9 protein-coding genes are annotated in these 14,464 nt (G+C 61.8%); 7 read left to right on the top strand and 2 right to left on the bottom strand.

Annotated elements, in window-relative coordinates:
- Positions 1-561 precede the first annotated feature (561 nt).
- The 3 genes from AC1AYD_RS03190 to AC1AYD_RS03200 all read left to right on the top strand — a co-directional run bounded on the left by AC1AYD_RS03190 (position 562) and on the right by AC1AYD_RS03200 (position 4,176).
- Positions 562-2,364, top strand: coding sequence for a proline--tRNA ligase (locus tag AC1AYD_RS03190; protein WP_476544665.1), 1,803 nt, complete (start codon positions 562-564; stop codon positions 2,362-2,364).
- Between the two features lie 166 nt (positions 2,365-2,530).
- Positions 2,531-3,421 (top strand): aldo/keto reductase, encoded by an 891-nt coding sequence (locus AC1AYD_RS03195; RefSeq protein ID WP_476544666.1) that lies wholly within the window; start codon positions 2,531-2,533, stop codon positions 3,419-3,421.
- Positions 3,418-4,176: an HNH endonuclease family protein gene (locus AC1AYD_RS03200; RefSeq protein WP_476544667.1), complete on the top strand. Its 759-nt coding sequence runs from the start codon at positions 3,418-3,420 to the stop codon at positions 4,174-4,176. Before AC1AYD_RS03195 ends, AC1AYD_RS03200 begins: the two co-directional genes overlap by 4 nt.
- 25 nt (positions 4,177-4,201) lie before the next feature.
- Here AC1AYD_RS03200 and AC1AYD_RS03205 read toward each other — a convergent pair whose 3' ends face one another.
- Positions 4,202-5,575, bottom strand: a complete 1,374-nt coding sequence (locus tag AC1AYD_RS03205; RefSeq protein ID WP_476502489.1) for an ATP-binding protein — start codon at positions 5,573-5,575, stop codon at positions 4,202-4,204.
- A 552-nt stretch (positions 5,576-6,127) separates the two neighbouring features.
- On the opposite strand from AC1AYD_RS03205, the gene AC1AYD_RS03210 reads away from it, so the two are divergent.
- Positions 6,128-7,423 (top strand): Nramp family divalent metal transporter, encoded by a 1,296-nt coding sequence (locus AC1AYD_RS03210; RefSeq protein ID WP_476544699.1) that lies wholly within the window; start codon positions 6,128-6,130, stop codon positions 7,421-7,423.
- A 582-nt stretch (positions 7,424-8,005) separates the two neighbouring features.
- Here the strand turns inward: AC1AYD_RS03210 and AC1AYD_RS03215 are convergent.
- Positions 8,006-8,929 carry a hypothetical protein gene (locus AC1AYD_RS03215; protein ID WP_476544668.1) on the bottom strand — a complete coding sequence of 308 codons (924 nt, stop codon included), beginning with the start codon at positions 8,927-8,929 and terminating at the stop codon, positions 8,006-8,008.
- A 418-nt stretch (positions 8,930-9,347) separates the two neighbouring features.
- Between AC1AYD_RS03215 and AC1AYD_RS03220 the strand changes: the two genes are divergently transcribed.
- The 3 genes from AC1AYD_RS03220 to AC1AYD_RS03230 all read left to right on the top strand — a co-directional run bounded on the left by AC1AYD_RS03220 (position 9,348) and on the right by AC1AYD_RS03230 (position 14,448).
- Positions 9,348-11,708 carry an autotransporter outer membrane beta-barrel domain-containing protein gene (locus AC1AYD_RS03220; protein ID WP_476544669.1) on the top strand — a complete coding sequence of 787 codons (2,361 nt, stop codon included), beginning with the start codon at positions 9,348-9,350 and terminating at the stop codon, positions 11,706-11,708.
- A gap of 58 nt (positions 11,709-11,766) precedes the next feature.
- A complete protein-coding gene (locus AC1AYD_RS03225; protein ID WP_476502485.1) occupies positions 11,767-11,934 on the top strand; it encodes a hypothetical protein in 168 nt (55 codons plus the stop codon).
- Between the two features lie 606 nt (positions 11,935-12,540).
- Positions 12,541-14,448, top strand: a complete 1,908-nt coding sequence (locus AC1AYD_RS03230; protein WP_476502484.1) for a hypothetical protein — start codon at positions 12,541-12,543, stop codon at positions 14,446-14,448.
- Positions 14,449-14,464 lie beyond the last annotated feature (16 nt).

Here is a 14,464-nt window from a genome sequence, read left to right on the forward strand (position 1 = left end):
TGCTGTTGCGTCATTGCTCGTCCCCTTCGTATGTCCCCGTCCATTCTCCCACGTGGCTGACGAAATTCCAAGATTCGTCACGGCCCGCTGCCAGCCCTATGCCGCATGGTGCCAATGCCGATGCCGGTATCGCTGCTGCTGCCAGTGTTGGTGCCAGTGTTGGTGCCGCTGCCGGTCCGGCCCCCGGAATCGACCGCTCCTATCGTTTCGGCGCAACTTTTCCCGGAGATATGCGGCTTCGTCCGGGAATAGTTGTGCTGAGCCCGTGTCAGTGCAAGGATTCCCGGCCGACGCGGTGATTTTCCGGGATTCTTTGCGCTGGGACGTCGTCAGCGCGAGGATTCCCGGATGAGTGGGCTGATTTCCGGGAATAGTCGCGCTGAAGGGTGGTGGGACATGAGGTGCCGGGGCTGCATCGGGTGGTTTGGCGTTGTTGGATGATTCGGAGTTGCGGTCGAACCGGTGTCATCGGTTGGTTTGGTGTTATCGGTCGAATCGGTGCCGTCGGCTGGTTCGGTGTTGTCGTCGGTGTTGTCGGTTGATTTGAATATCGTGGAGCGCATGACTTCCAATACCCTTCGTATGTCCACCCTGTTCCTGCGCACGTTGCGCGAGGACCCCGCCGACGCCGACGTCGATTCGGCGAAGCTGTTGCAGCGCGCCGGCTACATCCGCAAGGCCGCCCCCGGCATCTGGACCTGGCTGCCGCTGGGCCTGAAGGTCCTCAACAAGATCGAGGAGATCATCCGCGAGGAGATGGCCGGCATCGGTGCCCAGGAGGTGCACTTCCCGGCCCTGCTGCCGCGCGAACCGTACGAGGCCACCCACCGCTGGGAGGAGTACGGCGACAACATCTTCCGTCTCAAGGACCGCCACAAGGCCGACTACCTGCTGGCCCCCACGCACGAGGAGATGTTCACGCTCCTCGTCAAGGACATGTACTCGTCCTACAAGGATCTGCCGGTCACGCTCTACCAGATCCAGACCAAGTACCGCGACGAGTTCCGTCCGCGCGCGGGCCTGATTCGCGGCCGTGAGTTCGTCATGAAGGACGCCTACTCGTTCAGCATCGACGAGGAGGGCCTGAAGAAGGCGTACTACGACGAGCGCGGCGCCTACGAGCGCGTCTTCCAGCGTCTCGACCTGAAGTACGTGCCGGTGTTCGCGATGTCCGGCCCGATGGGCGGCTCCGCGTCCGAGGAGTTCCTTGCGCCGATGCCGATCGGCGAGGACACGTTCGCGCTCGCCCCGTCCGGCAAGGCGTGGAACGTGGAGGCGCTGCACACGCCCGAACTGCCCGAGATTGACGCGTCCGACACTCCGGCCGCGCACAAGGAGGCCACGCCGGACGCGAAGACCATCGACAAGATGATCGAGCGCGCCGACGCCGACCATCCGCGCGCCGACGGCCGCGGTTGGGCCGCCTCCGACATCCTCAAGAACGTGGCGATCACCGTCAAGCACCCCGAGGACGAGGAGCACGACGAGCCGTGGCGCGAGGTCGTCGTCGTCGGCGTGCCCGGCGATCGCACGGTCGACATGAAGCGTCTCGAAGCGCAGTTCGCGCCCGCCGAGATCGAGGAGGCCACCGAGGACGATCTCAAGAAGCACCCGGAGCTGGTGCTCGGCTACATCGGGCCGATGGTGCTCGGCCCGCAGGCCGAGAAGGCCGGTGTCGAGAACCCGTGCCGCTACTTCGTGGACGCCCACGTGGTCAAGGGCTCCGCCTGGTTCACGGGCGCCGACGAGCATGAGGTCGACTACTACGATCTCGTCTACGGCCGTGACTTCGAGGCCGACGGCACCGTCGAGGCCGTCGAGGTCCGCCACGGCGACATGAGCCCGGACGGCTCCGGCCCGTTGAGCTTCGAGCGCGGCGTCGAGATCGGCCAGGTCTTCCAGCTCGGTCTCAAGTATTCGAAGGCGCTGGACCTGAAGGTCCTCGACCAGAACGGCAAGGCCGTTCCCGTGTGGATGGGCTGCTACGGCATCGGCGTCTCCCGCGTGCTCGCCTGCATCGCCGAAACGCATCACGACGAGCGTGGCCTCGCCTGGCCGAAGGTCTGCGCCCCCGCCCAGGTGCACGTGGTCGCCACCGGCAAGAACGCCGAGGCGTTCGACGGCGCGGAGAAGCTGGTCGAGGAGCTCGAGGCGAACGGCGTCGAGGTCATCTACGACGACCGCAAGAAGGTCTCCCCGGGCGTCAAGTTCAAGGACGCCGAGCTCATCGGCGTGCCCGTCATCGCCGTGGTCGGCCGCGACTTCGTCAACGACGGCACCATCGAGATCCGCGATCGCGACGGCGGGAACAAGGTGGTCGTCCCGGCCGCCGACGCCGTCAAGGAACTGCTCGAGCGCCTGTAAGCCGCGATCGTCGCGATTCATCGCAATCGTCGTGACGTCGATCACGTGACAGTGATCCGCCAAGTGCCGTGTGCCCGCCTCCCGCGGGCCACGGCACTTGTGATTAACGACGGTAACGGCGACGATGGCACCTATGATGAGGAAGACGGATAAGGAGACAACCATCATGACGAACACCCCCGGCACCCCCGCGGCCAACCCCGCGAAGACCTTCCACACGCCCCTCGTCACCCTGAACGACGGGCATCTCATCCCGCAGATCGGCCTCGGCGTCCTGCGCATCGACGACGAAGGCGTCGTGCCCGTCGTCGAAAGCGCGCTCGAAGCCGGCTACCGCCACATCGACGGCGCCGCCGGCTACAACAACGAGGCGGGCGTGGGCCGCGCGCTCGCCGCCACCGGCTACAACACGGGCGAGCAGCGCAAGAGCCTGTGGCTCACCACCAAGCTGCGCGACTCCCAGCAGGGCTACGATTCCGCGCTCAAGGCGTTCGACGACTCCCTCGCCAAACTCCAGGTCGACTACGTCGACATGTACATGATTCACTGGCCCACGCCGTTCGACTGGCGCAGCGGCGAGACGTGGAAGGCGTTCACGAAGCTGCGCGAGGAAGGCCGCGTCAAGACGCTCGGCGTGTGCAACTTCCTGCCCGAGCACCTGGAGAGGCTGCACGAGGAGACCGGCGAATGGCCGGCCATCGACCAGATCGAACTGCACCCCACGTGGCAGCAGCGCGAGGTCGTCGCCTTCTGCAAGGCGCACGGCATCGCCGTCGAAGCGTATTCGCCGATGGCCCGCGGCGCCGACCTCAATGCCGGCGACGGCACGATCGAGCGCATCGCCGAAGCGCACGGCGTCACGCCCGCTCAGGTGATCCTGCGCTGGCACATCGAGAACGGCACGATCATCATCCCCAAGTCCGTGCACGCGGACCGTCAGCGCCAGAACCTCGACCTGTTCGGCTTCGTGCTCGAACCGGCCGAGCATGCTGCGATCGACGCGCTCGACGGTCCCACCCGCGCCGGTCACGACCCCCTCACCTTCACCTACGCGTGAGCCGCCGTCATCATTCGCGCTTCCGTCGTCGCCGCTTCAGCGCGGAACGGCTCGTCGAACGCGTGCTGATCCTCGTCATCCTCGCGGCGCTCGCCGGTGCGGCGGTCGGTCTCGGCCTGCCGGAGATCAGCCCGACCGTCGCGAAGATCACGGGCGAGCGCGCGGCGACCGGACAGGCCGCCGACGTGCTCGCCACGCTCGCCGTCGACGACGATCCGAACGCGTCCGGCTACAGCCGTGACGCGTTCGGCTACCGTGAGACCGACGATGACGGCGACGGCTGCGACATCCGCGAGGACATTCTCGCCCGCGATCTGAAGGATGTCACGTTCAAGGGCTCGACCGGCCGGTACGCGTGCACGGTCGCGTCCGGCACGCTCGACGACCCGTACACCGGCAGGACGATCCGGTTCACGCGCGGCGCGACGACGTCCGCCGCCGTGCAGATCGACCATGTGGTCGCGTTGGAGAACGCGTGGCAGTCGGGCGCGCGCGGCTGGGACACGGCGAAACGATACCGCTACGGCAACGACCCGTACAATCTGCTCGCGGTCGACGGCCCCGCCAATCAGGAGAAGGGATCCGCGTCCGCCGCATACTGGCTGCCGACGAACGGCGCGTACCGCTGCGACTACGTGGCGCGGCAGATCGGCGTCAAATCGAAATACGGCCTCACCGTCACGTCCGCCGAAAAGGACGCGATGCTCGCCGTCCTCCACGCCTGCCCCGGCCAGGCAGTCCCCGCCGACCAGTGAGACGTGACTCCGGCCGGCGGGCGGTTCAGCGTTCCGGATCGTCCAGCAGCGGTGCGCGCCCCGCATCGTATTCGCGCAGCAGCCGACGCAGCAGGAACGTGGTGAAATACGGCGCGGTGAACACGTGTTCGCTGCTGCCGACATTGCCGGCGTGCAGTTTGACGCCGAACCGGATCTCCGGGTATGAATCCGAGGCGATGAGTGTGCGCATCGACTTCGCCGTGCCCTTGCGCGCCTTCACCTCGACCGGCACCAGCCATTCGTGGGTGCGTACGAAGAAGTCCTGTTCCAGCGTGGAGTCCTCCTTCTTGTAGTAGTAGAGTCCATAGCCGGATTTGCGCAATGCCTCGGCGGCGATGCTCTCGTACAACGCGCCCTTGTAGACGCCGAGGTTGCGGTTGGCGCGAAGGTCGTCGCTCGCCTCGTCGTCCAGCATGGCGACGAACAGGCCGGTGTCTCCGAAATAGAGCTTGAACTTGTTCTCGTCGTAGTTGCCTTTGAGCGGCAGTTCCGGGTAGGACAGGCAGTGACAGACGTTCACCATGCCGGATGATTCCAGCCATTCGACGCATCCACGGTAGTCCTTGAACCGGGCGCCACGCGCCACTTTGCTGATTTGGAACTTCTTGTTCTCCTTGGCAAGCTGCACGGGGATGTGGTTGAACACGTTGAGGATGCGCGCCTGGTCGAGACCGTCGGCGTATTTGCGGATGTCCTCCTGATAGTCGCCGATGAGCTGCCGTTGCATCTGCAACGTGCCTTCGAAAGTCCCGGTGCGGATGGACGAGGCGACGACCGCGGGCATGCCACCGAGCACGCAGTAGTCGAGGAACAGCGAGGAGAAGGTGTTCATCTCCACCTGGCTGAACGGCCGTGCCTCGCACAGATGGGCGAGCATGCCGTCCGCGGTGTCGTCGCCGTATCCGCGCGCCCACAGATATTCCTCGAAATCCATCGAATACATCTCGTAGTCGGTCTTGTACCCGACGCTGTTGCTTTCGATCTGCCGATACCCGATGCCGAGCATCGAACCGCTGCAGATCACGTCGAAACGCCCGTCGATCGCGAAGAACTTGAGCGTGGTCGCGATGTCCGGATGCGCCTGGATCTCATCGAAGAACAGGAGCGTTTCTCCGGGGATGAAGCGTTTCGACGGGTCGATGAGGGAGATGGCGCGGACGACGGCGTCCGCGGCGTAGCCGTCCGCCGTGATCGCGCGGTATTTCGGTTCCTCCACGAAGTTGATCTCCACGACGTTCGCGTAGTGGCTGCGTGCGAAACGACGGATCGTCTCGGTCTTGCCGACCTGACGCGGGCCTTTGATGATGAGGGGAAGCCGATGCGGATCGGATTTCCACGATTCGAGGAAACCGTCCGCGTTGCGCTTGAGATACGTCATGTTCCCCACCTTCCATGAATCGTTGCGATATGGCCGATTTTACACTTTTATGAGCGAGTTTTCTATGGTGAACAACATTTCCTGAGTGAGTTTTGCGATGATTTCACGATTTTATGAGGGATACTCCTGCGATGTATCGCATTTTATGAGGAAGATTGGTTTGGCGTGGGGCGGCAGGCGGGATGGTGGGCGGGTTGCGGCGCGCAACATGGGTGCGCTATACCGGTGTGCGGTGATTATGCGGTGACCATACGGTAATCGCGAGGGGGAGTGCGGCAAGTGCAGGATACCGGTGTTGAGAATGATGAGAATAATGATGAAGCGCGTGGCGATATGGTGCGTGGTGACGCGGTGCGTGGTGACGCTTCGCGCAAGGCGCTGAACGACGATCGCGTGGTGAGCGGCGCGGCGGCGACGAACGATCCGACCGTCGCGAACGCGCGGCGTCAGGGGCGCGGCTACGGACGCGGGCATGCGGTGCGCGCCACGCCCGACACCGCGGCCGGCAAAGGCTACGGCCGTCGGCACAGCGTCGACAAGCATCGCGACTACGTGAAGGCCGGCGGGCCGGAACGCGTCGCCTCCGAACTCGAGAAGGAACGCCAGCGGGCGCGCCACGAGGCCGGCGTCGTACGGCACGGGCACTCGCTGGCGAGCATCCTCGGCCCCGCGTTCGTGGCGGCCGTCGCCTACGTGGACCCGGGCAACGTGGCCGCGAACGTGACCTCCGGCGCGCGCTATGGGTACATGCTCATGTGGGTGCTGGTCGTCGCGAACGCGATGAGCGTGCTCATCCAATACCAGTCCGCGAAGCTCGGCATCGTCACCGGGCGCTCGCTGCCCGAACTGCTCGGCTCGCGCATGAGCGACGCCGGGCGCTTCATGTTCTTTATGCAGGCGGAGGTCATCGCCATCGCCACCGATCTGGCCGAGCTGATTGGCGGCGCCATCGCGTTGAACCTGCTGTTCGGCTTGCCGCTGTTCGCGGGAGGCGTGGTGATCGGCGCGGTGTCCACCGTGCTGCTCATGTTCGAAGGCGGTCGCACGCACCGCCTGTTCGAGAAGATGGTGATCGCGCTGCTGCTGGTCATCACGTTCGGGTTCATCGCGGGACTGTTCATCGCGCCTCCCGCGCCGGCCGACGTGCTCGGCGGCCTGATCCCGCGCTTCTCGAACCGTGATTCCGTGCTGATGGCCGCCTCGATGCTGGGCGCGACCGTCATGCCGCACGCGATCTACCTGCATTCGACATTGGTCAACGACCATTACGCGGGCGGCGAGGAACGTCCGACCACGCGCGAGCTGCTGCACGGGTCGAAGATCGACGTGTTCTGGGCGCTCGTGCTCGCCGGTACCGTGAACCTCGCGCTGCTGATCCTCGCCGCGAACTCGCTGCACGGCATGACCGGCACCGATTCGATCGAAGGCGCGCAGCATGCGATCGTGAGCGTGCTCGGCCCGGTGATCGGCACGATCTTCTCGATCGGACTGCTCGCCTCGTCGCTGAGCTCCACGTCGGTCGGCACCTACGCGGGTTCGGAGATCATGCACGGATTGCTGCGCATCAAGGCGCCGATGTGGGCGTGCCGCGTGGTCACGCTCGTGCCGGGCCTGATCGTGCTGTGGTTCGCGCCGAATCCCACCGAGGCGCTGGTCATCGGCCAGGTGATCCTCTCGATCGGCATCCCGTTCGCGATCATCCCGCTCCTGCGCTACACGCACGACCGCAAGCTGATGGGCGAGTACGTGGACGGCACGGTCAAGCACGTGATCTTCATCGCCGTGGCCGCGCTGATCGTGGCGCTCAACGTGCTGCTCATCGTGCTCACGCTGTTGGGCGTGGCGTAGCGGGGTGGGCTGGCCCCTTTCATGAGCCCCTCGGCTTGGAATTATTCGGGAATCGCATCGAGGGGCAAGATTCGGATGGCGATTCGTGCCCCTCGGTGAGGAATGGAGGATCATCCGCGCCGAGGGACAAGGATTCTTGCCTCTCGACGTCGAATTGAGCCCCATGTGTATCGAGGGACAAGAAATCCTGCCCCTCGACGAGAAATCAGGCATATTCCGCGTCGAGGGGCATGGATTTCGCGAGGCCTGCGGAATCGTGATTTCAAAAACCGCCATTTTCCAACGGTTCTTGGCTCTCCTTCACAGGCCATGGTGTTTGGGGCTTGCCCCTCGATGCCGAATCATCCGTAATCTCCATCGAGGGGCAGGAATCGTTGTCCCTCGACGACGGATCATGGCTATTCTGCGCCGAAGGGCAAGCCGAGCCTGGCCGGATGCTCGATAGGTCCTCATTCGAAAAGCAGGTCATAGCCCCAGCCATCATTCATGCCCACTCATCTCAGCACACCCGCTCACCTCAGCACTTCACTCTCACCCCACGCCAGCCCTCACCCCACACCAGCATCCACCTGCACCGGCACCTCACCGCAGCGGCTGCTCCACCGGGTGAAACGTGAACTCGGCTCCGCGCAGCATCAGCGATCGCGCGACACCGAACGCGTGTTCCGCCCGCGCATCGGCGTTGGCCATCGTCGCTCCCGTAGCGATGCGGATGATCCACCCGTGGCTGAGCAGCCGGTCGCGTTTCTCGCTGTCGCGCCGCCATTGGACTTTATCGGTGCGATGCTGGTCGCCGTCGTATTCGACGGCCACGCGCTGTTCCGGCCATGCCATGTCGAGCGTCATCGGAGCGCCGTTGGCGAACACCATGCCGGGCACCGTGTATCCCGTGACCGGGCGCGGGATGCCGTGCCGTATCAGGGCGAGCCGGTTGCGGGTCTCCATCGGCGAATCCACGCCGGCCATGATGTGTCGGCCTGCCGCGATGCACGCGCGTTTGCCTCGGAACGTCGGCAGTTCCGCGGCGAACGTGGCGAGGCCGTCGCGTATCTGGGTTGCGGTGCGTCCGTGATGTAATGAGGATTGCCGTGCGATCGCGGTGACGATCGCGTCGCCGAGCGCGATCAGTTCCTCGAACGGCAGGTGCGACGCGAGCTGCGCCCACGTGTGCGTCAGGTCCAATGCGTAGACGTGTCGGTTGACGCGTACCGGTTCGGCGTCGCCGAGCGCCCGCCAGACGTGTGGTTGCGTCGGGATGCCGCGTTTGCGTGTGCGGCGTTGTTTGGTGCTGGACACGGTGTGGAGGAGTGACGTGTCGAGGTCGCATGTGGCGGGAATCGGCACGGATTGGAGCATGAGCGAGGTGGTCATGCCGAACATCAGTTGGCGGCCGGCCGCCGTCGCCGCTTCGGTGCAGCGGCGTACGGCGTCGCGCCGCCGTTGCGCGAGATCGTCCGTCATGGTCGTCGCCGTGCCGCCTGCAATGGTGTGGTCCGTTCCGTTCATGGGTTCGACGGTAACGATGCGGGGGAGTGCGGCGCAAGCGTGCTCGGCAATGTGGTCGGAGCCCCCGTGAATCTTCACATTTGTGGGATTGCCAAAGGGGTCGGCGTTTCGCGCTTGGCCGGGTGGGTTCGCGATGGGTGCGATGATGTGTGGGGAACGTCGGTATTGCAACGGTTCGATATGTGATTGTCTGATTATGTGAGATGACGTCCGATGGATGGCAGCGTTGCCAAAAAGTGGACCTACGCGGGCGGCATTTCGTGCGGATGCGTTATTTTCGGTCGTCATGGAACGCCACGGTGATTGTGAAACCGGTTGCGGCTGGAAATCACCGTGACGGTGCCATGACGCGGTGCGTCCACCAATGAAGTATCCAGGTGCGGGCGGTTTGCATGGTCCGCGCCATGAGGAGGAAAACATGAAGAACCTACGAACAAGGGGCAGCGTCGCCGCGGCGATCGTAGCCGCCGCCGCGATGGTCCTATCGACCTTCGCCATCGCCCCGGCCTATGCCGCGGATAGCGTGTGCGACGTTTCTACGCAGAAGTCGTTTGAAAAAGCTCTCAACGGCACGTGCTCGACCATCGTCATTGCCGGCGATCATGGTACCGACAATGAGGTGCTGGCTTTCAATTATGGTCCGGAATTGATTACAGCCGGTGTGTTGTGGGGCAACACTCTTACTGGTTATGGCAAAGTTGCTACGGAGAAAGTAACGCGTGACGTCACTATCACGACCGCAGAAGATGGCAACGATGTAATCATGCGCAATGTGCAGTTCGATGTGCAATCGGGAGCGCACCTTACTTTTGCGGGCAAAGTGGTGTTGGACGATGCGGAACTTGCGGGAATCAGTATTGGGGGCCTTATCGGTCTCGGAACCAGCGGTACTCCTGCGGGTATTGATTACGGTGTCAGGGTTGCAGGTAACGCCACGTTCACCATGAACGACTTCTCCCGTATGGCGGTCGGTGCCGGCAACAGGACCAGTCAGGCGAATCGTGGTATCGTGCTTACCGGCAGTGGCGCTACTGTGAATCTCAACAGCACTGGCACCTACACGCAGAAGGGTCGTGCCGGCTTGGCCGCTATTGACCTTTCGGGGTTGGGTTTCCTAGGTGATCTCGTAGACACGCTCCTGAACCCGGTTCTTGGATTGCTCTCCTTTGACCGTACCGTCGACTACCCCACCGTGTGGGGCCGTGACGCAGCTGTGTACTCCGTGCCAGGTGCTGACACCACCATCAACATCACCAACGGCTCCTACTCGAACCAGAAGGACACCGAGGTGACCGGCACTCACGTGCTCAATGGTGCCGTTTCTACCTCCGGCACCGTCAACATCGGCGGTGAAGGCAATGCCGTGCAAATCAGCAGCACCAAGATCGGCAATGCCGTCGACAGCGAGCATAACGGTGTGTACACCGGCGGTACGCTCAACATCGACAATTCCGCGGCGCTGCTCAATCCCGGCACCGAGACGGACTCCAGTGCTCGCAAGAGCACTGACAGCTATGCTGTGGAACTTCGTGGCTCTGCCGTGATGAACCTTGTCAAGGGTACGGTCACGGACACCATTGACCGTTCCACTCTCACCACCAAGGGTACTCCGAAGGTCATCGAGTCCGAGCAGAATTCCAAGGTGAACATCCTTGCTTCCAAGCAGGGTGACGCGAACATCACCGCGAACGGCAGCTATTGGATCGAGCAGGTGCAGAAGCAGGGCGACAACACGTTTGCCGCTCAGGTGAACTCTACTGCGTCCACCACGCTGAACGATCCGGCTGGCGCCGACAACTATGAGTTGTGGACCAGCGGCGCGCAGTCCAGCGACAACGCGCTCACCCAGCTTGGGAACCTGCTGACCGCCGAGACCGCGGGCTCCACTCCGGCCGCTGCCAAGCTGAATGATTCCACCTACAAGGACGGCAAGCTCACCGCCGACTATGCCGACGCCACCAACCAGGCGATTTACGGGCGTAAGGTCATCTCCGACGGTTCCACGAGCGTCAGCCCGTTCCAGACGGTGAACATCTCCAAGGATAAGACCAAGGTCGGCGGCACCGTCACCCTGTATGGTGCGCCGTGGACCGGCACCTACACGCCGGGTGACTCCGCGCCGACCAAGGATGGCCAGCTGTTCGCCGGCTGGTATACCAGCCAGTCCCAGTGGGAGGCCGAGGACACCATTCAGGGTGAGTCGCTGAACAGCGGTACCACCGTTGATGCCGACGGCAACCAGCCGAAGCATCACGTGTGGGATGCGGGCTCCAAGTCTTGGAACGACACGATCGTTCTGGACAAGAGCAGCTACTCCGGTTCTCTCTACCCGCACTTCGTCGGGTCCAAGACCATCAAGGTGACTGGTCAGACTGCGTCCGCCAGCAAGGGTGACGGCTATCGCAATGTGCGTCTGCTGGCCGGCTTGGACAGCTACAACTTCAAGGGCGTCACGTTCGCGGTGATCTACAAGGGTTCGATCAAGGGCCTGTACAGTCACACCGCCTACGACTATGTGACGGAGAACGGCGAGAAGAAGGCGTTCGCTCTGAACCCGGCGTATATCGACGACCATAAAGACACGTCGAAGACGCCGACGTACACGGCGAAGGCCGCTCAGGACCAGGCCCGCTATCTGGCGACCGGCGTCATTTCGAATGTGCCGCTTGGTTCGACGTTCACCGTCGCTCCGAAGTGGACGACGCTTGACGGCACGGTCGTCAAGGGCGCCCGTCAGACGGTCACCCTGAGCCAGGACGGCAAGCTCACCATCGAGTGAGTCATAATCCGACAACTGCAAACAAGCAAAGTAGAAATACCGACAAAAGGAAACGAATATGAAGCCTTATGAGAAGCCGGAACTGGAGATTATCCAGCTGGTCGGTACTGACATCGTGTGCGAGTCGAACATGGGCGGCGGCGGTGACGCCGGCGGCGATAACGGCGGCATCGACTGGGGTGATGGCGACGGCAGCGGCGACCTCGACTGGGGCGACCTGTCCTGAGCCCATGCGTCCACGCCCGTGAGTTGACGGGCGTAGCGCGGTGGTCGGCTTCAGTGCCGTAAGCGGGGTGCGGCGACGTGAGTGGTCACGTCGCCGCGCCCCGCGTTTGTTGTATCAGCGATGATGCCGTTCGCGTGTGATGACGCGGGACGATGGCCGTCGGCGTTTCTCTCGCGGTTAATTCTTGATGAATATCGAACGTTCGCGTGCGATATGGTCGAGAATGCCCGGTATTGCAACGATTTCGGAGTGATTGACCAAATACGCGGAGCACGCTTTCGGGCGGATTTCGGCATGATGACGTGCGATATCCGACCAAATTTGTGGACGATGTCCCATTATGCGGTGAGGGGGAGGGCTACGTTGAATAGCAGGGGATGCCGCAGGGGACACGTGTAGGAAGTAAGGAGCGCGGCCACCGTACCGGCATCCGCCGATGAAGTTGCAGACGCGGCGGATTAGGCCGCGTCGGGAAGAGAGCAATCATGAGGAATCTACATATGAGGGGTGGCGCAGCAGCAGCCATCGTGGCCGCCGCCGCGATGGTCCTCTCCACCATCGCCATAGCCCCCGCCAACGCCGCGGATACAAATTCGTGCCCGGCATATGACCAAAAGTCTTTTTAACACTTGCATCACAAATGGCAATTCAGAAATATTTATAACTGATTCAAATGTCATTAAGTTTAACGAGACAAGTGAGCATACTCTATTAAGCGCTGGTGTAACAAGCTATGACGGATATGCGGAACCGGCATCGTACAAACTGGGGCATGATGGAGTTTCGACGTCGTTAACGATTACGGCTGCTGATACTGCTATTTTGCGTAATGTTGTTTTTTCGATTCCTGATGGCACTTCTTTGACCTTGGCTGGAAAAGTCGTTCTTGACGATGTCAATCTTGCTGGAATCAACCTCTTGAATGTGGCTGGTCTTACTGGTCTTCGTAATTACGCTGGTATCCCTAGTGCGATTACGGTTGATGGTGGAGATTTTGACTTGACCGGTAACTCTCATGTGGTATCTGGGGCTAGTGGAGCGAACACGAAGCAGTATGCAATTCGTGTCACGCAAGGCGGTTTTACCGTTAATCTGAATAGCTCGGGATATTATGAACGTACGGATAACTTGGGTCTTGATATTAAAATCAATTTAACTCGTACAGGCATTTGGCTTGTTGATGAATTGATCAACGCAGTCGATGAGGTTATTAAGGACCTTTTGACAACAGAGCGTAGTACCACTTATCCGACCATATGGGGTCGCGACGCCGCCGTCTACTCCGATTCCGGCGTTGCTTCGACCATCAATATCTCGAACGGCTCCTATTCCGCCAATGGGAGCAACAATGCTCTGGTCTTGGGCAAGGGTGCTACGGCGAATATCGTTGGTGGCAGCATCAGCGATGACAACAAGAACGGCAATGCCATTGCTTCGGAGTCCGGTTCCGCGGTGAACATCCTCGCTCAGGAGCAGGGAAGCTTGCAGATTGGTGAAGGCAGCAGCAAGGAGTACTACATCGGGCAGGCGCAGCAGAGTGGCAACACCTTCTCCGCGAATGTGAATCCGGCTGCCACTGCCACGTCTTCCGCGGATGAGAGTGAATACAACTTGTGGCTCGGCGATGCTTCTCAGAGTGATAATCTGCTGGAGCAGCTTGGCAATCTCGTCAACGATTCCAAGCGCACCAAGCTGGACACCACCTACACGAACAATGGCGAGACGATGACCGCGCTCGCTTCGGCCGCCACCACCAAGGCCATCTACGGCCGGAAGGTCCTCACCTCCGGTACGAGCGCGGCTCCGTTCACGGCTGCAAACGGCACCACCACCGGTACCGTCACCCTGTATGGCAGGCCGTGGGTCGGTACTCGACAGCTTGATAGCACCGCGCCGACCGTGACCGGCAAGCTGTTCGCCGGCTGGTACACCAGCCAGTCCGCGTTTAAGACGGAAGATAAAGTCCAGAATTCTGTGGACGGTACGAACCACCACGTGTGGGATCCCACGGCCGCTGGTTTTGAGGGCGTGGTGCCTGGCACCGGCATCGTCGTGAGTAGAACCGCCTATTCGGGTTCCCTGTATTCGCACTTCGTCGGGGATGGTACAATCACCACCCACGCGCAGTTCTCCAAGCCTGTTGACGGCAAGCGTGATGTCCGTCTGATTTCCGGTCTCGACAGTTACAATTACGGATCCTTCCTCTTCATCATCAAGTCGGGCAAGAAGAGCATCGTGCTTGATACGAAGAAGAAGGTCTACAACTACGTGAAGGGAACGGACGCGGCAGGTGAGGATGTCTCGTACACGACTGCTGGTAATCCTAAGTATGGAAGCGATAGCGGTTATACGAAACTCAATCAGGGTGACGCAAGGTATCTCACCACCGCTGTCATTACAGGTGTTCCGGCCGGTACCACGTTTACTGTGATTCCGCAGTGGCGTACGCTTGACGGTACTGCCGTCAGAGGCGCCGCCCAAACGGTGACCGTGCCCACTGCCACTGCCGAATGATTGATGAGGAAAGAAG

It is taken from the genome of Bifidobacterium sp. LH_426, assembly GCF_056356875.1.

Bases quoted from the DNA above. Each gene is read 5' to 3' on its own strand.
- AC1AYD_RS03220 (WP_476544669.1), top strand. From the start codon at position 9,348: ATGAAGAACCTACGAACAAGGGGCAGCGTCGCCGCGGCGATCGTAGCC.
- AC1AYD_RS03225 (WP_476502485.1), top strand. From the start codon at position 11,767: ATGAAGCCTTATGAGAAGCCGGAACTGGAGATTATCCAGCTGGTCGGT.
- AC1AYD_RS03195 (WP_476544666.1), top strand. From the start codon at position 2,531: ATGACGAACACCCCCGGCACCCCCGCGGCCAACCCCGCGAAGACCTTC.
- AC1AYD_RS03190 (WP_476544665.1), top strand. From the start codon at position 562: ATGACTTCCAATACCCTTCGTATGTCCACCCTGTTCCTGCGCACGTTG.
- AC1AYD_RS03205 (WP_476502489.1), bottom strand. From the start codon at position 5,575: ATGACGTATCTCAAGCGCAACGCGGACGGTTTCCTCGAATCGTGGAAA.
- AC1AYD_RS03215 (WP_476544668.1), bottom strand. From the start codon at position 8,929: ATGAACGGAACGGACCACACCATTGCAGGCGGCACGGCGACGACCATG.
- AC1AYD_RS03230 (WP_476502484.1), top strand. From the start codon at position 12,541: ATGACCAAAAGTCTTTTTAACACTTGCATCACAAATGGCAATTCAGAA.